Annotated in this window: 17 protein-coding genes; all 17 read left to right on the top strand. The window is 62.2% G+C overall.

Translation table 11 applies throughout. From position 1 onward, the window contains the following. The first annotated feature begins 1 nt into the window (after nucleotide 1). The 17 genes from VM99_11995 (at nucleotide 2) to eno (ending at nucleotide 21951) form a co-directional block, all read left to right on the top strand. Nucleotides 2–757 carry a farnesyl-diphosphate synthase gene (locus tag VM99_11995; GenBank protein AKJ98748.1) on the top strand — a complete coding sequence of 252 codons (756 nt, stop codon included), beginning with the start codon at nucleotides 2–4 and terminating at the stop codon, nucleotides 755–757. Next, entirely contained in the window at nucleotides 757–1563 is an 807-nt protein-coding gene (locus VM99_11990) for a phosphatidate cytidylyltransferase (GenBank protein AKJ98747.1), read from the top strand. The genes VM99_11995 and VM99_11990 overlap by 1 nt, the downstream gene beginning before the upstream one ends. Then, on the top strand, nucleotides 1560–2750 hold the full coding sequence (locus VM99_11985) for a 1-deoxy-D-xylulose 5-phosphate reductoisomerase (GenBank protein AKJ98746.1): 1191 nt from the start codon (nucleotides 1560–1562) through the stop codon (nucleotides 2748–2750). The genes VM99_11990 and VM99_11985 overlap by 4 nt, the downstream gene beginning before the upstream one ends. A gap of 52 nt (nucleotides 2751–2802) precedes the next feature. Beyond that, complete coding sequence (locus tag VM99_11980) at nucleotides 2803–4155, top strand: zinc metallopeptidase RseP (protein ID AKJ98745.1); 1353 nt, start codon at nucleotides 2803–2805, stop codon at nucleotides 4153–4155. Nucleotides 4156–4229: 74 nt separating this feature from the next. Then, nucleotides 4230–6617, top strand: coding sequence for a membrane protein (locus VM99_11975; GenBank protein ID AKJ98744.1), 2388 nt, complete (start codon nucleotides 4230–4232; stop codon nucleotides 6615–6617). A 45-nt stretch (nucleotides 6618–6662) separates the two neighbouring features. After that, nucleotides 6663–7166, top strand: a complete 504-nt coding sequence (locus tag VM99_11970; protein ID AKJ98743.1) for a Skp — start codon at nucleotides 6663–6665, stop codon at nucleotides 7164–7166. A 3-nt stretch (nucleotides 7167–7169) separates the two neighbouring features. Continuing rightward, nucleotides 7170–8225 carry a UDP-3-O-(3-hydroxymyristoyl) glucosamine N-acyltransferase gene (locus tag VM99_11965; GenBank protein AKJ98742.1) on the top strand — a complete coding sequence of 352 codons (1056 nt, stop codon included), beginning with the start codon at nucleotides 7170–7172 and terminating at the stop codon, nucleotides 8223–8225. A 105-nt stretch (nucleotides 8226–8330) separates the two neighbouring features. Further along, a complete protein-coding gene (locus VM99_11960; protein ID AKJ98741.1) occupies nucleotides 8331–8771 on the top strand; it encodes a 3-hydroxyacyl-ACP dehydratase in 441 nt (146 codons plus the stop codon). Next, entirely contained in the window at nucleotides 8768–9544 is a 777-nt protein-coding gene (locus VM99_11955; protein ID AKJ98740.1) for a UDP-N-acetylglucosamine acyltransferase, read from the top strand. The genes VM99_11960 and VM99_11955 overlap by 4 nt, the downstream gene beginning before the upstream one ends. Nucleotides 9545–9546: 2 nt before the next feature. Then, nucleotides 9547–10677: a lipid-A-disaccharide synthase gene (locus VM99_11950; protein ID AKJ98739.1), complete on the top strand. Its 1131-nt coding sequence runs from the start codon at nucleotides 9547–9549 to the stop codon at nucleotides 10675–10677. Further along, entirely contained in the window at nucleotides 10674–11333 is a 660-nt protein-coding gene (rnhB, locus tag VM99_11945; GenBank protein AKJ98738.1) for a ribonuclease HII, read from the top strand. Before VM99_11950 ends, rnhB begins: the two co-directional genes overlap by 4 nt. Nucleotides 11334–11574: 241 nt before the next feature. Beyond that, nucleotides 11575–15096 carry a DNA polymerase III subunit alpha gene (locus VM99_11940; GenBank protein ID AKJ98737.1) on the top strand — a complete coding sequence of 1174 codons (3522 nt, stop codon included), beginning with the start codon at nucleotides 11575–11577 and terminating at the stop codon, nucleotides 15094–15096. 150 nt (nucleotides 15097–15246) lie between these two features. After that, a complete protein-coding gene (locus tag VM99_11935; protein ID AKJ98736.1) occupies nucleotides 15247–16194 on the top strand; it encodes an acetyl-CoA carboxylase subunit alpha in 948 nt (315 codons plus the stop codon). 130 nt (nucleotides 16195–16324) lie between these two features. Next, complete coding sequence (locus VM99_11930; protein AKJ98735.1) at nucleotides 16325–17653, top strand: tRNA(Ile)-lysidine synthetase; 1329 nt, start codon at nucleotides 16325–16327, stop codon at nucleotides 17651–17653. Nucleotides 17654–17927: 274 nt separating this feature from the next. Continuing rightward, nucleotides 17928–19559, top strand: a complete 1632-nt coding sequence (pyrG, locus tag VM99_11925) for a CTP synthetase (GenBank protein AKJ98734.1) — start codon at nucleotides 17928–17930, stop codon at nucleotides 19557–19559. A 4-nt stretch (nucleotides 19560–19563) separates the two neighbouring features. Further along, a complete protein-coding gene (locus tag VM99_11920; protein ID AKJ98733.1) occupies nucleotides 19564–20409 on the top strand; it encodes a 2-dehydro-3-deoxyphosphooctonate aldolase in 846 nt (281 codons plus the stop codon). Between the two features lie 252 nt (nucleotides 20410–20661). Continuing rightward, nucleotides 20662–21951, top strand: coding sequence for an enolase (gene eno / locus VM99_11915; protein ID AKJ98732.1), 1290 nt, complete (start codon nucleotides 20662–20664; stop codon nucleotides 21949–21951). Nucleotides 21952–22040: the final 89 nt, after the last annotated feature.

Genomic DNA, 22040 nt, shown 5'->3' with positions numbered 1-22040 from the left:
CATGGAAAAGACCAAGCAGGCCTTGCCGTTCGCGGTGCCGCGCCACGTGGCGATCATCATGGACGGCAATAACCGTTGGGCCAAGAAACGCTTCATGCCTGGCGTTGCCGGGCATAAGGCCGGGGTCGACGCGGTTCGCGCGGTCATCGAGGTGTGTGCCGAGGCCGGGGTCGAGGTGCTGACTCTGTTCGCGTTCTCCAGCGAGAACTGGCAGCGCCCGGCCGATGAAGTCAGCGCCTTGATGGACCTGTTCCTCAAGGCCCTGCGCCGCGAGGCCAAGCGCCTCAACGAGAACAAGATCAGCCTGCGCATCATTGGCGATCGCTCGCGCTTCCATCCGGAGTTGCAAGCCGCGATGCGCGAAGCCGAGGCCGCGACGGCGGGGGCTGATCGGTTTGTCTTGCAGATCGCCGCCAACTACGGTGGCCAGTGGGACATCGCCCAGGCCGCCCAGCGGCTGGCGCGGGAAGTCCAGGCCGGCCACCTGCGCCCGGAGGACATCACCCCGGACCTGCTGCAGACCTGCCTTGCGACCGGTGATCTGCCTTTGCCGGACCTGTGTATCCGTACCGGTGGCGAACACCGCATCAGCAACTTCCTGCTCTGGCAGTTGGCTTATGCCGAGCTGTACTTCTCCGACCTGTTCTGGCCGGACTTCAAACACGAAGCCATGCGCACCGCACTGGCCGATTTCGCTTCCCGTCAGCGTCGCTTCGGTAAAACGAGCGAGCAGATCGAAGCTGGAGCCCGGGTTTAATGCTTAAACAACGAATCATCACTGCCCTGATCCTGTTGCCTATCGCCTTGTGCGGGTTTTTCCTGCTCGAGGGGGCGAACTTTGCCCTGTTCATCGGGCTGGTCGTGACCTTGGGGGCGTGGGAATGGGCACGGCTGGCCGGTTTTCCCGCACAGTCGGCACGCATAGCCTACGCCGTGGCCGTGGCCGCCATGCTGTTCATCATGTACCTGGTACCGGGGCTGGCGCCTTGGGTGTTGGGAGCATCGGTGTTGTGGTGGGCGACAGCCACCTTCCTGGTGTTGACCTACCCTCGCACCACCCATCACTGGGCCAACACGGCGACCAAGCTGGTGATCGGCCTGTTGATCCTCCTGCCGGCCTGGCAAGGCCTGATCTGGATCAAGCAGGGCGCACTGGGCAACTGGCAGATCATGGCCGTGATGGTGCTGGTCTGGGGCGCCGACGTCGGTGCCTATTTTTCCGGTCGGGCCTTTGGCAAGCGCAAGCTCGCGCCAAAAGTCAGCCCCGGCAAGAGTTGGGAAGGGGTCTATGGTGGCCTGGCCTTGAGCCTGGTGATCACCGCCGTGGTCGGCTTCGTCCGCGACTGGACCGTGGCGCAACTGCTGATGGGGCTGTTTGGTGCGGCCCTCATCGTTTTCGTGTCCGTGGTCGGCGACCTGACTGAAAGCATGTTCAAGCGTCAATCCGGGATCAAGGACAGCAGCAACCTGCTGCCGGGTCACGGTGGCGTACTGGACCGTATCGACAGCCTCACCGCCGCGATCCCGATCTTCGCCGTGCTGCTGTGGATGGCGGCATCGTGAGTCGTCCTCAGCAAATCACGGTCCTGGGGGCGACCGGTTCGATCGGTCTCAGTACGCTTGATGTTATCGGCCGGCACCCGGAGCGCTACCAGGTCTTTGCTCTCAGCGGCTTCACGCGCCTGAGTGAGCTGTTGGCCCTGTGCGTTCGCCATGCGCCAAAGTTTGCGGTGGTGCCTGAGGTCGGTGCGGCGCAGGCGTTGCAGGATGACCTGCGCGCAGCGGGTTTGCCCACGCAGGTGTTGGTGGGGGAGGTCGGGCTGTGCCAGGTGGCGTCCGATCCGGATGTCGACGCGGTGATGGCGGCGATTGTCGGCGCGGCCGGCTTGCGGCCGACGCTGGCGGCGGTGGAGGCCGGCAAGAAGATCCTGCTCGCCAATAAAGAAGCGCTGGTGATGTCCGGGGCGCTGTTCATGCAGGCCGTGCGCAAAAGCGGCTCGGTGCTGCTGCCCATCGACAGCGAACACAATGCGATCTTTCAGTGCATGCCGCGGGATTTTTCCCGCGGTCTGGAAGCCGTGGGAGTCCGGCGGATTCTCCTGACCGCCTCCGGCGGGCCGTTCCGTCAGACGCCGCTGGAAGAGTTGCTGCATGTTTCGCCCGAGCAGGCCTGTGCCCACCCGAACTGGTCCATGGGGCGTAAGATTTCCGTGGATTCGGCGAGCATGATGAACAAGGGGCTGGAGTTGATCGAGGCCTGCTGGCTGTTCGACGCCAAGCCGGCCCAGGTCGAAGTGGTGATTCATCCACAGAGCGTGATTCATTCGCTGGTGGACTATGTAGACGGTTCGGTGCTGGCCCAGTTGGGTAACCCGGACATGCGCACCCCGATCGCCAATGCCCTGGCGTGGCCGGAGCGAATCGACTCCGGCGTCGCCCCGCTGGACCTGTTCGCCATCGCCCGCCTGGATTTCCAGGCGCCGGATGAGCAGCGCTTCCCCTGCCTGCGCCTGGCGCGGCAAGCGGCCGAGGCGGGCGGCAGTGCCCCGGCCATGTTGAACGCGGCCAACGAAGTGGCGGTCGCCGCGTTTCTCGATGGACGTGTTCGTTACCCCGAGATCGCGAGTATGATCGAGGAAGTCTTGAATCTCGAGGCGGTGGTTTCGGTCGATGACCTCGACGCGGTATTTACGGCGGATGCCAGGGCCCGTGAGTTGGCGGGGCAATGGCTGCAGCGCCACGGGCGTTGACGCTGCGATACGTTAGCCAGGGTTGCCCTGGGCAGGATTGCGGAGAAAACAGATGAGCGCGCTCTATATGATTGTCGGCACCCTGGTTGCACTGGGGGTGTTGGTCACCTTTCACGAATTCGGTCATTTCTGGGTCGCGCGTCGCTGTGGCGTCAAGGTGCTGCGTTTTTCCGTAGGCTTTGGCATGCCTTTGCTGCGCTGGCACGACAAGCAGGGCACCGAGTTCGTCGTGGCGGCGATCCCGCTGGGCGGCTACGTGAAGATGCTCGACGAGCGCGAGGGCGAGGTTCCCGCCGACCAGCTCGACCAGTCCTTCAATCGCAAGAGTGTTCGCCAACGTATCGCCATCGTGGCGGCGGGGCCGATCGCCAACTTCCTGCTGGCCATGGTGTTTTTCTGGGCGTTGGCCATGCTTGGCAGCGACCAGGTGCGACCGGTCATCGGTTCTGTGGAGGCCGGTAGCGTTGCCGCCCGGGCCGGGCTTGGTGCGGGCCAGGAAATCGTTGCGATCGACGGTGAGCCGACGTCGGGCTGGGCGGCGGTCAATTTGCAGTTGGTGCGTCGGCTGGGTGAAAGCGGTTCGCTGCAGTTGAGGGTGCGCGAGCAGGGCTCCACCGTCGACTCGCCCCGTGAGCTGGTGCTGGACAACTGGCTCAAGGGCGCCGACGAGCCGGACCCGATCCGGTCCCTGGGCATCCGCCCATGGCGTCCGGCGCTGCCGCCGGTGCTTACCGAACTCGATCCGAAAGGCCCGGCCCAGGCCGCAGGCCTGAAGACCGGCGACCGTTTGCTTGCCCTCGACGGCCAGTCGGTCAGCGACTGGCAACAGGTGGTCGATTCGGTTCGTGTACGTCCTGATACCAAAATTGTGCTGCGCGTGGAGCGCGACGGTGCTCCAATCGACGTCCCGGTCACCTTGGGTGCCCGTGGCGAAAGCAAGGCGCAGACCGGTTACCTGGGGGCGGGCGTCAAGGCCGTCGACTGGCCGCCGGAAATGATCCGCGAAGTCAGTTTCGGTCCGGTGGCGGCCATTGGCGAGGGTGCGCGTCGTACCTGGACCATGAGTGTCCTGACCCTCGACTCACTGAAGAAAATGTTGTTCGGCGAGCTCTCGGTAAAAAACTTGAGTGGACCGATAACCATTGCTAAAGTGGCGGGCGCTTCTGCCCAGTCGGGCGTTGCTGATTTCCTGAATTTCCTTGCTTATCTGAGCATTAGCCTGGGGGTTCTGAATTTGCTGCCCATTCCGGTACTGGATGGGGGGCATCTGCTGTTTTATCTGATCGAGTGGGCGCGTGGTCGTCCCTTGTCGGATCGGGTGCAAGGTTGGGGGATACAGATCGGTATCAGCTTGGTGGTCGGGGTCATGCTGCTTGCCCTCGTCAACGATCTGGGTCGTTTGTAACGCTTCGCCGAATTGCGAATCTGCCGCATTTTGCGGCAGTTTGTTTATTGCCAGTTGGAATAAGAAAGGACTTCATGAAACGTCTGCTGCTAACTGCGGTTCTCACCGTATTGATGATCGCCGAAGTTCACGCCGAGTCCTTCACTATCTCTGATATTCGCGTCAACGGCCTCCAGCGGGTCTCCGCGGGTAGCGTCTTTGGTGCCTTGCCGTTGAACGTCGGCGAGCAGGCGGATGATCGGCGCCTGGTGGAATCCACGCGTGCGCTGTTCAAGACCGGCTTCTTTCAAGATATCCAACTGGGCCGTGACGGCAACGTCCTGGTCATCACGGTAGTCGAGCGCCCGTCGGTTGCCAGTATCGAGATCGAAGGCAACAAGGCGATCTCCACCGAAGACCTCATGAAAGGCCTCAAGCAATCCGGCCTGGCCGAGGGCGAGATCTTCCAGCGTGCCACCCTCGAAGGCGTGCGTAACGAACTGCAACGCCAGTACGTCGCCCAGGGCCGCTACTCGGCCACCGTCGACACCGAAGTGGTGCCGCAACCGCGCAACCGCGTCGGCCTGAAGGTCAACATCAACGAAGGTACCGTGGCGGCCATCCAGCACATCAACGTGGTGGGCAACACGGTTTTCCCGGACGAAGACCTGATCGACCTGTTCGAACTCAAGACCACCAACTGGCTGTCGTTTTTCAAGAACGACGACAAGTACGCCCGTGAAAAACTCTCCGGTGACCTGGAGCGCCTGCGTTCCTACTACCTGGACCGTGGCTACATCAACATGGACATCGCTTCGACCCAGGTGTCCATCACCCCGGACAAGAAGCACGTCTACATCACCGTCAACGTCAACGAAGGCGAGAAATACACCGTTCGTGACGTCAAGCTCAGCGGTGACCTGAAGGTGCCGGAAGACCAGGTCAAGTCGCTGCTGCTGGTGCAGAAGGGCCAGGTGTTCTCGCGCAAGCTGATGACCACCACCTCCGAACTGATCACCCGTCGCCTGGGTAACGAGGGCTACACCTTCGCCAACGTCAACGGCGTGCCGCAGCCCCACGATGACGACCATACCGTCGACATCACCTTCGCCGTGGATCCGGGCAAGCGTGCCTACGTCAACCGCATCAACTTCCGTGGCAACACCAAGTCCGAGGACGAAGTGCTGCGCCGTGAAATGCGCCAGATGGAAGGTGGCTGGGCTTCGACCTACCTGATCGATCAGTCCAAGACCCGCCTCGAGCGCCTGGGCTTCTTCAAGGAAGTCAACGTCGAGACACCGGCCGTACCGGGTGTCGATGACCAGGTCGACGTGAACTACAGCGTTGAAGAGCAGGCGTCCGGCTCGATCACCGCCAGCGTCGGCTTCGCCCAGAGCGCCGGCCTGATCCTCGGTGGCTCGATCACCCAGAACAACTTCCTGGGTACCGGTAACAAGGTCAGCATTGGCCTGACCCGCAGTGAATACCAGACCCGCTATAACTTCGGTTTCGTGGACCCCTACTGGACGGCCGACGGTGTGAGCCTGGGCTATAACGCCTTCTATCGCACCACCGACTATGACGAGCTCGACTCGGACATCTCCAGCTATGCGGTGGACAGCTACGGTGTGGGTGCCAACATCGGCTACCCGATCAGTGAGACGTCGCGCCTGACCTTCGGCCTCACCGCCCAGCAGGACAAGATCAACACCGGTCGCTACACCGTCGACGAGATCTTCGACTTCGTTAAACGGGAAGGCGACAGCTACCTGAACTTCAAGGCGTCTGCCGGCTGGTCCGAGTCGACCTTGAACAAGGGCGTGCTGGCGACCCGTGGCCATTCCCAGAGCCTGGTGCTGGAAAGCACCATTCCTGGCAGCGACCTGTCGTTCTTCAAGCTCGACTACCGTGGCCAGCTGTTCCAGCCGTTGACTGACACCTACACCATGCGCCTGCACACCGAGCTGGGCTATGGCGATGGCTACGGTTCGACCGACGGCCTGCCGTTCTACGAGAACTACTACGCTGGTGGTTTCAACTCGGTGCGTGGCTTCAAGGACAGCACCCTTGGCCCGCGCAGTACGCCGAGCCGTGGCGCGGCTGCCACCGGTAACGCAGGTACATTGGCCGACCCAGACCAGGATCCGCTGCCGTTCGGTGGCAACGTATTGATCCAGGGGGGTGTCGAGGTCCTGTTCCCGATGCCGTTCGTCAAGGACCAGCGCTCGCTGCGTACTTCGGTATTCTGGGACGTGGGCAACGTTTTCGACTCTAGCTGCGATAATACGACCAACACCAATGGCACCAACTCGAACGCCAAGTGCAACGACATCAGCCTGAGCAACATGGCCAGTTCCGTCGGTCTGGGCGTGACCTGGGTGACCGCGCTGGGTCCTTTGAGCTTCGCGTTGGCGATGCCGATCAAGAAACCGGATGACGCTGAAACCCAAGTGTTCCAATTCTCCCTCGGCCAGACGTTCTAAGCGTCTGTCCCATGACAACGACAATGGATTTTGTAGGAGTGCATCGTGCGTAAGTTGACTCAATTGGTTCTCCTGGCGACCGTACTGGTCGCAGGCCCGGCGTTCGCCGACATGAAGATTGCCGTGCTGAACTATCAGATGGCCCTGCTGGAATCCGACGCGGCCAAGAAATACGCCGTGGATGCCGAGAAGAAGTTCGGCCCGCAATTGACCAAGCTCAAGGGCCTGGAAAGCAGCGCCAAGGGTATCCAGGATCGTCTGGTCGCCGGTGGCGACAAAATGGCCCAGGGCGAGCGTGAACGCCTGGAGCTGGAATTCAAGCAGAAGGCTCGTGACTTCCAGTTCCAGTCCAAGGAACTGAACGAAGCGAAAGCCGTTGCCGACCGTGAAATGCTCAAGCAGCTCAAGCCCAAGCTCGACAGCGCCGTGGAAGAAGTCATCAAGAAAGGTGGTTTTGACCTGGTGTTCGAGCGTGGCGCCGTGATCGATGTCAAGCCTCAGTACGACATCACGCGCCAGGTGATCGAGCGCATGAATCAGCTGAAGTAATCCATGACAGCGACTATCAAGCTCGGCCAGTTGGCCGAGTTCCTCGGCGCCACCCTGCGTGGCGACCCGGAGAGGGCAATTACTGGGCTAGCCACTTTGCAAGAGGCTGGCCCAGCTCAGTTGAGCTTTCTGGCAAATCCCCAATACCGCAAGTACCTGGCTGACAGCCGGGCTGCCGCGTTGTTGCTCAAGGCCGCCGATGCCGAAGGGTTTGCCGGCGACGCCTTGATCGTGCCCGACCCGTACCTGGCCTATGCGCGCATTTCCCACTTGTTCGATCCCAAGCCCAAGGCGGCTGCGGGTATTCATCCCAGTGCGGTGATCGCGGCGGATGCGGTGGTGGATCCCACGGCCAGCGTCGGTCCCTTCGTGGTGATCGAAAGCGGCGCCCGCATTGGTGCCGGTGTCACCCTGGGCGCTCATTGCGTCATTGGTGCGCGCAGCGAGGTCGGCGAAGGTGGCTGGCTGGCTCCGCGCGTGACCCTGTACCACGACGTGCGCATCGGCAAGCGGGTGGTGATTCAGTCCGGCGCGGTGCTGGGCGGTGAAGGCTTCGGTTTCGCCAACGAGAAGGGCGTCTGGCAAAAGATCGCCCAGATCGGTGGCGTCACCCTCGGCGATGACGTCGAGATCGGCGTCAACACCGCGATCGACCGGGGTGCCCTGGCCGATACGGTCATCGGCAATGGCGTCAAGCTCGACAACCAGATCCAGATCGCCCACAACGTCCAGGTCGGTGACCACACCGCCATGGCCGCCTGCGTGGGCATTTCCGGCAGCACCAAGATCGGCAAGCACTGTATGCTCGCCGGCGGCGTCGGCCTGGTGGGCCATATCGATATCTGTGACAACGTATTCCTGACCGGGATGACCATGGTGACCCACTCGATTACCGAGCCGGGCGCCTATTCTTCCGGTACGGCGATGCAACCGGCGGCCGAATGGCGCAAGAGCGCGGCCCGTATCCGTCAGCTCGACGACATCGCGCGACGTCTGCGCCAGGTGGAAAAGCGTGTAGGGGACGTGACCCCTGACGGTAATGCTTCATCAGATGGCTGATACCATTTCCATATCAAGTGTGCACAGCCGTTAGGGCTCCTTGATTTGCTAGCGGAGTGCGCGTTGCCCGTGCGCTCCCAATCTTTACATAGGCTTCCTCCCGAAATGATGGACATCAACGAGATTCGCGAATACCTGCCTCACCGTTACCCGTTCCTGCTGGTGGACCGGGTGGTGGACCTGGATGTTGAAGGCAAGCGCATTCGCGCCTACAAGAATGTCAGCATCAACGAGCCGTTCTTCAATGGTCACTTCCCCGCGCACCCAATCATGCCGGGCGTGCTGATCATCGAGGCGATGGCCCAGGCTGCCGGGATCCTTGGTTTCAAAATGCTCGACGTAAAGCCTGCCGACGGCACGCTCTACTACTTCGTGGGCTCCGACAAGCTGCGTTTCCGCCAGCCGGTCACTCCGGGCGATCAGTTGATCCTCGAAGCCAAGTTCATCAGTTGCAAGCGCCAGATCTGGAAGTTCGAATGCCAGGCTTCGGTCGACGGCAAGCCAGTCTGCTCCGCTGAAATCATCTGTGCGGAACGCAAGCTATGAGTTTGATTGACCCTCGCGCAATCATCGATCCGACGGCCGTCCTGGCCGCCGATGTCGAGGTCGGCCCGTGGTCGATCATCGGCGCAGGTGTGGAAATCGGCGAGGGTACGGTGATCGGCCCCCACGTAATTCTCAAGGGGCCGACCCGGATCGGCCGTCACAATCGCATCTACCAGTTTTCCTCGGTAGGCGAGGACACGCCCGATCTCAAGTACAAAGGTGAAGAAACCCGCCTGGTCATCGGCGATCACAACGTGATCCGCGAAGGCGTGACCATTCACCGCGGTACCATCCAGGATCGCTCCGAAACGACCCTGGGCGACCACAACCTGATCATGGCCTACGCCCACATCGGCCATGACAGCGTGATCGGCAACCATTGCATCCTGGTCAACAACACCGCGTTGGCCGGTCATGTGCACGTGGATGACTGGGCGATCCTCTCCGGTTTTACCCTGGTGCACCAGTACTGCCACATCGGCGCCCACAGCTTCTCCGGCATGGGCACGGCCATTGGCAAGGACGTTCCCGCCTATGTCACGGTGTTCGGCAACCCGGCCGAAGCCCGCAGCATGAACTTCGAGGGCATGCGCCGTCGGGGCTTCAGCGAAGAGGCGATCACCGCGTTGCGGCGTGCCTACAAGGTCGTGTATCGCCAGGGCCTGACCGTCGAGCAGGCACTCGCCGAACTGGCCGAGGCCTCGGCGCAGTACCCGGAAGTCGCGACGTTCCGCGATTCCATCCAGTCTTCGACTCGCGGCATCACCCGTTAACCATGGCTAATCTGCGTATTGCGCTGGTGGCCGGAGAGGCTTCCGGCGACATTCTGGGCGCCGGTCTGATGCGTGCGCTCAAGGCGCAGCATCCCGCGGTGGAATTCATGGGGGTTGGCGGCCCGTTGATGCAGGCCGAAGGGCTGGTCTCCTATTTTCCGATGGAACGCCTGTCGGTGATGGGGCTGGTGGAGGTGCTCGGGCGCCTTCGAGAGTTGCTGGCCCGGCGCAAGAAGCTGATCGAGACCCTGATCGACGAAAAGCCGGATGTGTTCATCGGCATCGACGCCCCGGATTTCACCCTCAACATCGAGCTCAAGTTGCGTCAGGCCGGGATCAAGACCGTGCATTACGTCAGCCCGTCGGTCTGGGCCTGGCGGCAGAAGCGGGTGCTCAAGATTCGCGAAGGCTGCGACCTGATGTTGACGCTGCTGCCGTTCGAAGCCCGCTTCTACGAAGAGAAGGGCGTGCCGGTGCGGTTTGTCGGGCATACCCTGGCCGACACCATTCCCCTGCAGGCCGATCGCCAGGCGGCTCGCCAGGCGCTGGGCCTGGTCGATGGGCCGCTGGTGGCATTGATGCCCGGCAGCCGTGGCGGTGAAGTGAGTCGGCTGGGTGGCTTGTTTTTCGACGCCGCCGAACGCCTCCGGGCGATGCGCCCCGACGTGCGTTTTGTCCTGCCGTGCGCCAGCCCGCAGCGCCGGGAGCAGCTTGAAGCGCTGCTGGCGGGGCGCGATCTGCCGGTCACGCTGCTCGACGGTCGCTCCCATGACGCGCTGGCTGCCTGTGACGCCGTGTTGATTGCCTCCGGCACTGCTACCCTTGAGGCGTTGCTGTACAAACGCCCGATGGTGGTTGCCTATCGCCTGGCGCCGCTGACGTTCTGGATCCTCAAGCGCATGGTCAAGAGCCCCTACGTGTCCCTGCCGAACCTGTTGGCCCAGCGCCTGCTGGTGCCGGAGTTGCTGCAGGACGAGGCCACGGCCGACGCCCTGGCCAATACACTTGCGCCGTTGATCGACGGCGGCGAGGAGCAGACCCGCGGCTTCGACGAAATCCACCGGACCCTGCGCCGCGACGCCTCCAATCAGGCGGCTGACGCGGTGCTGACCCTGATCGGCGCACAATCATGAGCCACTCGAAACTGCAGATGGGCCTGGACTTCAATCTGGTCGCCGAAGTGGAAGAATTGGTCGCCGGTGTCGACGAGGTGGGCCGTGGCCCGTTGTGCGGCGCCGTGGTAACGGCCGCGGTCATTCTCGATCCGAACCGGCCGATCCTGGGCCTCAACGATTCCAAGAAGCTCACCGAGGCCCGTCGCGAAAAGCTCTACGACGAGATTTGCGAGAAAGCCCTGAGCTGGTGCATTGCCCGGGCCGAGGTCGAAGAGATCGATGAGCTGAACATCCTCCACGCTACCATGTTGGCCATGCAGCGCGCGGTGCAGGGCCTGCACATCACGCCGAAGCTGGCGATGATCGACGGCAATCGCTGCCCGAAACTGTCGATGCGCGCCGAGGCGGTGGTCCAGGGCGACGCGAAGGTGCCCGCCATCGCGGCCGCATCGATTCTGGCCAAGGTCAGCCGCGATCGGGAAATGAGCGCCTTCGAACTGATTTATCCGGGCTACGGCATCGGCGGCCACAAGGGCTACCCGACCCCCGTGCACCTGGAAGCCTTGGCACGCCTCGGGCCAACGCCGATCCACCGGCGCTCGTTCGCTCCGGTGCGGCTGGCTTATGAGGCGCGTGAAGGGTTGATCATAAACAGTCAGTACCCTGTTTCTTGAGACAAACGCTGCTTTTGTGGCGAGGGGATTTATCCCCGTTGGACTGGGAAGCAGTCCCGAAGTCTGTCAGACGCAACGGGTTGTCAGGTTTAAGGGCCGCTTCGCGCCCCAGCGGGGATAAATCCCCTCGCCACAAAGGCCGTGTTCGTATGTTCAAGGTCGGACACTCATGGCTGATGTTTTACCCCAGGCCCGGTACAATCCGGGCCTTGTTGTTTTCATGACTTAACGCAGGATCACTATGCCGGCTTCATTCGTTCATCTACGCCTGCACACTGAATATTCCCTGGTCGACGGTCTGGTGCGGATCAAGCCACTGGTCAAGACCCTGGTGGGCATGAACATGCCTGCCGTGGCGGTCACCGACCAGAACAACATGTGTTCGCTGGTCAAGTTCTACAAGGCCTCCATGGGCGCCGGGATCAAGCCGATCTGCGGTGCCGACCTGTGGTTGTCGAACAAGGACCCGGATGCGCCGTTGAGCCGCATCAGCCTGCTGGTCATGAATGCGGTGGGGTATCGCAACCTCACCGAGCTGATTTCCCGGGGCTTCATCGATGGCCAGCGCAACGGTTCGATCATCATCGAACGCGAGTGGGTGGCCGAGGCCAGCGAAGGCCTGATCATGCTGTCGGCGGCCAAGGAGGGTGAGATCGGCTTGGCCCTGCTCAGCGGCAACCCCGAGGAGGCCGAGGCATTGGCCCGGGACTGGATGGCGGTGTTTCCCGATCGCTTCTACATCGAGGTGCAGCGCACCAATCGGCCCAATGACGAAGAGCACCTGCACGCCGCCGTGGCCCTGGCCGACAAGCTCGGCGCGCCGCTGGTGGCCACCAACGACGTGCGCTTTATCAAGCCGGAGGATTTCGAGGCCCACGAAACCCGCGTCTGCATCGGCGAAGGCCGTGCCCTTGACGACCCGCGCCGCTCGAAGAACTACAGCGACCAGCAATACCTCAAGAGCGCCGAGGAAATGGCCGAGTTGTTCAGCGACCTGCCTGAGGCGCTGGAAAACACCGTCGAGATCGCCAAGCGTTGCAACATCGAGGTCAAGCTGGGCAAGCACTTTCTGCCCAACTTCCCGATTCCCGATGGCATGACCATCGACGAATATTTCCGCAAGGTGTCGTTTGATGGCCTGGAAGAGCGCCTCAGCGTCCTGTTGCCCAAGGACACCACCGAGGATTACGAAGCCAAGCGCCAGGTCTACATCGACCGGCTGAATTTCGAGCTGGATATCATCATCCAGATGGGCTTCCCCGGTTACTTCCTGATCGTGATGGACTTCATCCAGTGGGCCAAGAACAACGGCGTGCCGGTCGGTCCGGGCCGGGGGTCGGGTGCCGGGTCGCTGGTGGCCTACGTGCAGAAGATCACCGACCTCGACCCGCTGGAATATGACCTGCTCTTCGAACGTTTCCTCAACCCGGAACGGGTCTCCATGCCCGACTTCGACGTCGACTTCTGCATGGACGGTCGCGACCGGGTGATCGACTACGTGGCCGAGAAGTACGGCCGCAACGCGGTGAGCCAGATCATCACCTTCGGTTCCATGGCCGCCAAGGCGGTGGTGCGGGACGTGGCGCGGGTGCAAGGCAAGTCCTACGGCCTGGCGGACCGCTTGTCGAAAATGATCCCGTTCGAAGTCGGCATGACCCTGGAAAAAGCCTACGAGCAGGAAGAGATCCTGCGGGACTTCATCAAGGTCGACGAAGAGGCCGCGGAAATCTGGGAGATGGCCCGCAAGCTCGAAGGCGTGGTGCGTAACGTCGGCAAGCACGCCGGTGGCGTGGTCATCGCGCCGACCAAGCTGACCGACTTCTCGCCGATTTATTGCGATGAAGAGGGCGACGGCCTGGTCACCCAGTTCGACAAGGATGACGTCGAGGCGGCGGGCCTGGTGAAGTTCGACTTCCTCGGCCTGCGGACCCTGACCATCATCGACTGGGCGCTGAAGACCATCAACCGCGACCGGGCCAAGGCCGGCGAAGAACCGCTGGACATCGCGTTCATTCCGTTGGACGACAAACCGACCTACAGCCTGTTGCAGAAAGCCGAAACCACGGCGGTGTTCCAGCTTGAATCCCGGGGCATGAAGGAGCTGATCAAAAAGCTCAAGCCCGACTGCCTGGAAGACTTGATCGCACTGGTGGCCCTGTTCCGTCCGGGGCCGCTGCAATCGGGCATGGTGGACGACTTCATCAACCGTAAGCACGGTCGCGCCGAACTGGCCTACCCGCACCCGGACTACCAGTACGACGGCCTCAAGCCGGTGCTGGCACCGACCTACGGCATCATCCTGTACCAGGAACAGGTGATGCAGATCGCCCAGGTGATGGCCGGCTACACCCTTGGCGGCGCGGACATGCTGCGTCGGGCGATGGGTAAGAAAAAGCCCGAGGAAATGGCCAAGCAGCGCGGCGGCTTCATCGAAGGTTGTGCGAACAACGGCATTGATGCGGACCTGGCCGGTAACATCTTCGACCTGGTGGAAAAATTCGCTGGTTACGGCTTCAACAAATCCCACTCCGCCGCGTACGGCCTGGTGTCGTACCAGACCGCCTGGCTGAAGGCGCATTACCCGGCGCCGTTCATGGCCGCCGTGCTCTCGGCGGATATGCACAACACCGACAAGGTCGTGACCTTGATCGAAGAAGTACGGACCATGAAGCTGCGCCTCGACGCGCCGGACGTGAACGCCTCGGAGTTCAAGTTCACGGTGAACGAAGAGGGCCGCATCATCTACGGCCTTGGCGCGATCAAGGGCGTGGGCGAGGGGCCGGTGGAAGCGATCACCGAGGCGCGCCAGGACGGGCCGTTCAAGGACCTGTTCGACTTCTGCGCCCGGGTCGACCTCAAGCGCATCAACAAGCGCACCCTCGATGGCTTGATCCGCAGCGGCGCGCTGGACCGGCTCGGCCCCTATTTCCATGATGAACCCAAGGCCTACCAGGCCAACATCGACCGCAACCGCGCGGTGTTGCTGGCGGCCATGGAAGAAGCCATCAAGGCGGCCGAACAGACCGCCCGCACCCACGACAGTGGCCACGCCGACCTGTTTGGCGGGCTGTTCGTCGAGGAGGACGCCGACGTCTACGGCAATCATCGCAAGGCCAAGGAACTGACCCTCAAGGAACGCCTCAAGGGTGAAAAAGACACCTTGGGCCTGTACCTCACCGGGCACCCGATCGACGAGTATGAAGGCGAGATCCGCCGTTTTGCCCGTCAGCGCATCATCGACCTCAAGCCGGCCCGGGACACCCAGACCGTCGCCGGTATGATCATTGCCCTGCGGGTGATGAAGAACAAAAAGGGCGACAAGATGGGCTTCATCACCCTCGACGACCGCTCCGGGCGTATCGAGGCCTCCTTGTTCGCCGATGCATTCCATTCGGCCCAATCGCTGTTGCAGACCGACGCGATGGTGGTGGTCGAAGGCGAGGTCAGCAACGATGACTTCTCCGGTGGTCTGCGGCTGCGGGTCAAGCGGGTGATGAGCATGGAGGACGCTCGGACCAACCTGGCCGAGAGCCTGCGCCTGAAGCTGCAGACCCAGGACCTCAAGGGCGACCAGTTGCGCTGGCTGGGCGAATTGTTCAAGCGCCATCGCGGCGCCTGTCCGATCACCATGGAGTACATGCGGCCCGACGCCAAGGCGGTGTTGCAGTTTGGCGAGGGCTGGCGGATCGACCCGGCGGATGCGTTGATTCAAGCCTTGCGTGACCAGTTCGGCAAAGACAACGTCTTCCTCCAATACCGTTGACGGCCAGGGGCCACCTCGCAAACCCGAGTGCCCCCTGATCTCGACCCGGATTTTTAATCTCGACCTGAACGCGCCTCTCCCTTAAGGTAGGCGCGAATAGACAACCGGCCGGCCCAAGCTCTCTTGGACGTCGACCCAAGACGGACGCCTATGAACCCGAATTTTCTAGATTTCGAACAGCCGATCGCCGACCTGCAAGCCAAGATCGAAGAGTTGCGCTTGGTCGGTAATGACAATTCGCTGAATATCGGCGATGAAATCTCTCGTCTGCAGGACAAGAGCCGTACGCTGACCGAAGACATCTTCGGCAAGCTGACCAGCTGGCAGATCGCGCGCCTGGCGCGTCATCCGCGTCGTCCCTACACCCTGGACTACATCGAGCACATCTTCACCGAGTTCGACGAACTGCACGGCGACCGTCACTTCTCCGACGACGCCGCGATCGTGGGCGGTGTGGCTCGCCTGGAAGACCAGCCGGTGATGGTCATCGGCCATCAGAAGGGCCGTGAAGTGCGCGAGAAGGTGCGTCGCAACTTCGGCATGCCGCGTCCTGAAGGCTACCGCAAGGCTTGCCGCCTGATGGAAATGGCCGAGCGCTTCAAGATGCCGATCCTGACCTTCATCGACACGCCGGGCGCCTACCCGGGCATCGACGCCGAGGAGCGCAACCAGAGCGAAGCGATCGCCTGGAACCTGCGGGTCATGGCACGCCTGAAAACCCCGATCATCGCCACCGTCATCGGCGAAGGCGGTTCCGGTGGTGCGCTGGCCATTGGTGTCTGCGACCAGCTGAACATGCTGCAATATTCCACCTACGCGGTGATCTCGCCGGAAGGCTGCGCCTCGATCCTGTGGAAAACCGCCGAGAAGGCCCCGGACGCCGCTGAAGCCATGGGCATCACCGCCGAGCGCCTCAAGGGCCTGGGCATCGTGGACAAGGTGATCAACGAGCCCGTGGGCGGCGCCCACCGCGACCCGGCCGCTGCCGCCGCGCTGATTCGTGCCGAACTGAGTTCGCAATTGTCGATGCTGAAGAAACTCGACCACGACACATTGCTGACCCGTCGCTACGATCGTCTGATGAGCTACGGTCTCTGATCTGACGGCAGTACCCTGTGGGAGCGGGCTTGCTCGCGATAGCGGTTTACCTTCAACAGATAAGTTGATTGATACACCGTCATCGCGAGCAAGCTCGCTCCCACATTGATTTGTGTGAAGGCCAATTCCTATGAATCAATCCAGGATTGATCTCCCCACCGGGCTCCTCACCCAACTGTCCCCCTGGCGCAACGCTACCGCCTGGCACATCGCCTTCTCCGGCGGCCTCGACTCCACCGTGCTGCTGCACCTGCTCGTTTCGCTGTCCAAACATCACACCCTGCCCCCGATCCGGGCGCTGCACGTCCATCACGGGCTCCAGGCTGCGGCCGATGCCTGGCCGGAACATTGCCGTCGGGTGTGTGAGGCACTGGGCGTGCCGTTGCACGTGGTGAGCGTTGAGGTTTGCCTGGGTGCCAGCCTCGAACGCGCTGCCCGGGAGGCGCGCTACGCGGCCTTTGCTGCAACGCTCCAGGCCGACGAAGTGCTGCTCACCGCCCAGCACCAGGATGATCAGGCCGAAACCCTGTTGTTCCGCTTGCTGCGCGGGGCGGGCGTGCGCGGTTTGTCGGCGATGCCCCGGCAGCGTCCCCTCGGGCACGGGTATTTGTTGCGCCCGCTGCTCGAGGTATCCCGGGCGGCGTTGGAGGCCTACGCGACGCAGCAGGGCTTGAACTGGATCGAGGACCCCTCCAACGACGACCTGCGGTATTCGCGCAATTACTTGCGCCGGCGGGTGTTTCCGCTGCTGGCCGAGCACTGGCCTCGGGCGTCCATGAGCCTGGCTCGCAGCGCCGCACACATGAGCGAAGCCCAGGATTTGCTGAGCGACCTGGCGCGGCTCGACCTGGCCGCTGCCGCGAGCCCGGACGCGTTCGACTGGCTGGGTGTGCCGTCGCTTGAACTGGCGCCCTTGCAGGCCCTGTCTGCGGCGCGCCAGCGCAACGCATTGAGCCATTGGCTGGCGGCGCTGACCCTGTTGCCCGACAGCGATCACTGGTCCGGCTGGGACGCGTTGCGCGATGCGGCGCACGACGCCCGGCCGATCTGGCGCCTGGCCGGAGGTGAGTTACACCGTGGTGGCGGGCGAGCCTGGTGGTTATCCGACCACTGGCTGCGCCCGGTCGCCGGCGCTGTTCAATGGCCGGATCCCACGGCCGCGTTGTACTTGCCGGGCAATGGCCGGGTCACGCTCAACGGCCAGCGGCCGGCGGGGCCCCTGTGGATCCGCTATCGTCAAGGTGGCGAGGTGCTGCAATTGCCGGGCCGTGGGCATCGCGACCTCAAGCGTTTGCTCAATGAGCGCGCGGTGCCGGCCTTCGTTCGCGGCCGATTGCCGCTGCTGTACCAGGGCCAGCGATTGCTGGCGGTGGCTAATCTGGGCGGGCTCGACTGCGCGGCAGATGGCAGTTGGCAATTGGTCTGGCAGCCAGGAAGCCAAGATCGGGGTTTGAGCTGAAAGGGGCTTTCCGGTAGACTACGCTCCCTTCTTGATACAACTTCTGTGGATTCGCCTGAATTGCAGGAGTTGCCGATTACCAAGCAGTCTTTGCTGGGCGATTCCAAAAAATGTGTAGCGAGCAACGTACCGGTGATTTCACTTCCGGTCTGTCCCAACGCGGCGGTTTTTTTGAAAGGTGCACTGTGATTAATGCAGGTGATCGGGGGCTTCGGCCTTCCTTCGCTTTCCCCGGCGGCTCGGACCGCTTTAACGCAGACTTCTAGGGTTTTTCATGACGCGCTACATATTCGTCACGGGCGGTGTTGTTTCTTCATTGGGGAAAGGCATTGCCTCGGCTTCATTGGCGGCCATCCTGGAGGCGCGGGGACTTAAGGTCACCATGCTCAAGCTGGACCCGTACATCAACGTCGACCCGGGCACCATGAGCCCGTTCCAGCACGGTGAAGTGTTCGTCACCCATGACGGCGCCGAGACCGACCTGGACCTGGGCCACTACGAGCGGTTCATCCGCACGACCATGACCCAGAACAACAACTTCACCACCGGCCGCGTCTACGAGCACGTGCTGCGCAAGGAGCGTCGTGGTGACTACCTGGGCGCGACCATCCAGGTCATCCCGCACATCACCGACGAAATCAAGCGCCGCATCATCAAGGGTGCTGGCGACGCCGACGTGGCGATGGTCGAGATCGGCGGCACCGTGGGCGACATCGAGTCCCAGCCGTTCCTCGAGGCCATCCGCCAGTTGCGTTTCGAAATCGGCGCCAAGCGCGCGATGTTGATGCACCTGACCCTGGTCCCGTACATCGCCACCGCTGGCGAAACCAAGACCAAGCCAACCCAGCACTCGGTCAAGGAGCTGCGCTCCATCGGTCTGCAACCGGACGTGCTGATCTGCCGCTCCGATCACCCGATCGACCTGTCGTCGCGTCGCAAGATCGCCCAGTTCACCAACGTTGAAGAGCGTGCGGTGATCGGCCTGGAAGACGCCGACACCATCTACAAGATCCCCGGCATCCTGCACTCCCAGGGCCTGGACGATTTCGTCGTCGAGCGTTTCGGCCTGCAGTGCGCCGGTGCCGACCTGTCCGAGTGGGACGCCGTGGTCGATGCCAAGCTCAACCCTGAGCACGAAGTCACCATCGCCATGGTCGGCAAGTACATGGAGCTGCTGGACGCCTACAAGTCGCTGATCGAAGCGATGAGCCACGCCGGTATCAGCAACCGCACCAAGGTCAACCTGCGCTACATCGATTCCGAAGACATCGAGAACCAGGGCACTGGCCTGCTCGAAGGCGCCGACGCGATCCTCGTGCCGGGCGGCTTCGGCCTGCGGGGCGTGGAAGGCAAGATCACCGCCGTGCAATACGCTCGCGAAAACAAGGTGCCTTACCTGGGGATCTGCCTGGGCATGCAAGTGGCGGTCATCGAGTTCGCCCGTAACGTGCTGGGCTGGAAAGACGCCAACTCCACCGAATTCGATCGCGCCAGCGGCCACCCGGTCGTGGGCCTGATCACCGAGTGGGAAGACGCCACCGGCGCCGTTGAAGTGCGCACCGAATCTTCCGACCTGGGCGGCACCATGCGCCTCGGTGCCCAGGAATGCCTGCTCGAAGCCGGTTCCCTGGTGCACGAGTGCTACGCCAAGGACGTGATCGTCGAGCGTCACCGCCATCGCTACGAAGTGAACAACAACCTGCTGCCGCAACTGATCGAGGCTGGCCTGAAGATCTCCGGCCGCTCCGGTGACGGCGCGCTGGTCGAGGTGGTCGAGTCGCCGGATCACCCATGGTTCGTGGCTTGCCAGTTCCACCCCGAGTTCACCTCGACGCCACGGGACGGTCATCCGCTGTTCAGCGGTTTTGTGAAAGCCGCTTTGGCCCAACACCAGAAAAAGGCATAAGACGATGGCCCAGAAGATCATCCGCGTCGGTGACATCGAGATTGCCAACGACAAGCCCATGGTGCTGTTCGGCGGCATGAACGTGCTGGAAAGCCGTGACATGGCGATGCAGGTCTGCGAGGAGTACGTCAAGGTCACCCAGAAACTGGGGATCCCCTACGTCTTCAAGGCCAGCTTCGACAAGGCCAACCGTTCGTCCGTGACTTCCTACCGTGGCCCGGGCCTGGAAGAGGGCATGCGGATCTTCCAGGACATCAAGCAAGCCTTCGGCGTGCCGATCATCACCGACGTCCACGAGCCTGCCCAGGCGGCGGTCGTGGCCGAGGTCTGCGACATCATCCAACTGCCGGCCTTCCTGTCGCGCCAGACCGACCTGGTGGTCGCGATGGCCAAGACCGGCGCGGTGATCAACATCAAGAAGGCCCAGTTCCTCGCGCCCCAGGAAATGAAACACATCCTGAGCAAGTGCGAGGAGGCCGGCAATGACCAGTTGATCCTCTGCGAGCGGGGTTCGAGCTTCGGCTACAACAACCTGGTGGTGGACATGCTCGGCTTTGGCATCATGAAGCAGTTCGAATACCCGGTGTTCTTCGACGTGACGCACGCCTTGCAGATGCCTGGCGGCCGTTCCGACTCCGCCGGTGGTCGTCGTGCCCAGGTCACGGACCTGGCCAAGGCGGGCATGAGCCAGTCCCTGGCGGGCCTGTTCCTGGAAGCCCACCCGGACCCGGACAACGCCAAGTGCGACGGTCCTTGCGCCCTGCGCTTGAACAAGCTGGAACCATTCCTGTCTCAGCTCAAGGCGTTGGACGAGCTGGTCAAGGGTTTTGCGACGATAGAAACCGCGTAAGGCGGTTTTCTCCGGTAAAGTACCGCTCGTTTATCGCTCTGGCCTGTGGGCCGCACTGCTCTTGTGGGAGCATGGTTTGCCAGCGATGGCGCCCTTGAGGCCCCCATCGCCGACAAGCCGTGCTCTTGTGGCGAGGGAGCTTGCTCCCGCTGGAGTGCGAAGCGCTCCCATTCGGTCTCTTTTGGCTGAATCGCAGCTGAGGGTGAGCAAGTTTTCTGCAACGTTCTAGTCAACTTTGGAGTGTTTACAACAATGGCAAAAATCGTCGACATCAAAGGTCGTGAGGTTCTCGACTCCCGTGGCAACCCCACTGTTGAAGCGGACGTGCTTCTCGACAACGGCATCATCGGCAGCGCCTGCGCGCCGTCCGGTGCTTCCACTGGCTCGCGCGAAGCGCTGGAGCTGCGTGATGGCGACAAGGGCCGTTACCTGGGCAAGGGCGTGCTGAAAGCCGTCGCCAACATCAACGGTCCGATCCGTGACCTGTTGCTGGGCAAGGACCCTGCCGACCAGAAAGCCCTCGATCAGGCGATGATCAAGCTCGACGGTACCGAGAACAAAGCTACCCTGGGCGCCAACGCGATCCTCGCCGTGTCCCTGGCTGCCGCCAAGGCCGCCGCCCAGGACCAGGACCTGCCACTGTACGCCCACATCGCCAACCTCAACGGTACGCCGGGCGTCTATTCGATGCCGGTGCCGATGATGAACATCATCAACGGCGGCGAACATGCCGACAACAACGTCGACATCCAGGAGTTCATGGTGCAGCCGGTGGGCGCCAAGTCCTTCTCCGAAGGCCTGCGCATGGGCACCGAGATTTTCCATCACCTCAAGGCTGTGCTGAAGGCCCGTGGCCTGAGCACCGCCGTTGGCGACGAAGGTGGTTTCGCCCCGAACCTGGCGTCCAACGAAGACGCGCTGAAAGTGATCTCCGAAGCCGTGGCCAACGCCGGCTACACGCTGGGCACCGACGTGACCCTGGCCCTGGACTGCGCCGCCAGTGAGTTCTTCGAAGACGGCAAGTACAACCTGTCCGGCGAAGGCCAGGTGTTCACCGCCGAAGGTTTCGCCGACTACCTCAAGGGCCTGACCGAGCGCTATCCGATCATCTCCATCGAAGACGGCCTGGACGAGTCCGATTGGGCGGGCTGGAAGATCCTCACCGACAAGATCGGCGAGAAGACCCAGCTGGTGGGTGACGACCTGTTCGTGACCAACACCAAGATCCTGAAGGAAGGCATCGACAAGAAGATCGCCAACTCGATCCTGATCAAGTTCAACCAGATCGGCACCCTGACCGAAACCCTGGAAGCCATCCAGATGGCCAAGGCCGCCGGCTACACCGCCGTGATCTCCCACCGTTCCGGTGAAACCGAAGATTCGACCATTGCCGACCTGGCCGTGGGCACCGCGGCAGGCCAGATCAAGACCGGTTCGCTGTGCCGTTCCGACCGCGTTTCCAAGTACAACCAACTGCTGCGTATCGAAGAGCAGTTGAACGGCAAGGCCAAGTACAACGGTCGCGCCGAGTTTCGCGGTTAAGCGGTAGATGGTAAAAAGACAGCGGGTTATGTCGGAAAAGTCGCCCATGCGGCGCTTTTCCCTCTAATCTGATGCCTTATCAAGCACAA

The sequence above is a fragment of the Pseudomonas chlororaphis genome (assembly GCA_001023535.1).
In the GTDB taxonomy this organism is placed as follows: Bacteria; Pseudomonadota; Gammaproteobacteria; order Pseudomonadales; family Pseudomonadaceae; genus Aquipseudomonas; species Aquipseudomonas chlororaphis_E.
The sequence above is the reverse complement of the archived record's forward strand: the minus strand, read 5'-3'. Positions and strand labels throughout refer to the sequence as shown.

What these genes read in the sequence shown, in the direction of transcription:
- VM99_11995 (AKJ98748.1), top strand. Translation starts at nt 2, where the DNA reads ATGGAAAAGACCAAGCAGGCCTTGCCGTTCGCGGTGCCGCGCCACGTG.
- VM99_11990 (AKJ98747.1), top strand. Translation starts at nt 757, where the DNA reads ATGCTTAAACAACGAATCATCACTGCCCTGATCCTGTTGCCTATCGCC.
- VM99_11980 (AKJ98745.1), top strand. Translation starts at nt 2,803, where the DNA reads ATGAGCGCGCTCTATATGATTGTCGGCACCCTGGTTGCACTGGGGGTG.
- VM99_11975 (AKJ98744.1), top strand. Translation starts at nt 4,230, where the DNA reads ATGAAACGTCTGCTGCTAACTGCGGTTCTCACCGTATTGATGATCGCC.
- VM99_11965 (AKJ98742.1), top strand. Translation starts at nt 7,170, where the DNA reads ATGACAGCGACTATCAAGCTCGGCCAGTTGGCCGAGTTCCTCGGCGCC.
- VM99_11960 (AKJ98741.1), top strand. Translation starts at nt 8,331, where the DNA reads ATGATGGACATCAACGAGATTCGCGAATACCTGCCTCACCGTTACCCG.
- VM99_11955 (AKJ98740.1), top strand. Translation starts at nt 8,768, where the DNA reads ATGAGTTTGATTGACCCTCGCGCAATCATCGATCCGACGGCCGTCCTG.
- VM99_11950 (AKJ98739.1), top strand. Translation starts at nt 9,547, where the DNA reads ATGGCTAATCTGCGTATTGCGCTGGTGGCCGGAGAGGCTTCCGGCGAC.
- rnhB (AKJ98738.1), top strand. Translation starts at nt 10,674, where the DNA reads ATGAGCCACTCGAAACTGCAGATGGGCCTGGACTTCAATCTGGTCGCC.
- VM99_11940 (AKJ98737.1), top strand. Translation starts at nt 11,575, where the DNA reads ATGCCGGCTTCATTCGTTCATCTACGCCTGCACACTGAATATTCCCTG.
- VM99_11935 (AKJ98736.1), top strand. Translation starts at nt 15,247, where the DNA reads ATGAACCCGAATTTTCTAGATTTCGAACAGCCGATCGCCGACCTGCAA.
- VM99_11930 (AKJ98735.1), top strand. Translation starts at nt 16,325, where the DNA reads ATGAATCAATCCAGGATTGATCTCCCCACCGGGCTCCTCACCCAACTG.
- pyrG (AKJ98734.1), top strand. Translation starts at nt 17,928, where the DNA reads ATGACGCGCTACATATTCGTCACGGGCGGTGTTGTTTCTTCATTGGGG.
- VM99_11920 (AKJ98733.1), top strand. Translation starts at nt 19,564, where the DNA reads ATGGCCCAGAAGATCATCCGCGTCGGTGACATCGAGATTGCCAACGAC.
- eno (AKJ98732.1), top strand. Translation starts at nt 20,662, where the DNA reads ATGGCAAAAATCGTCGACATCAAAGGTCGTGAGGTTCTCGACTCCCGT.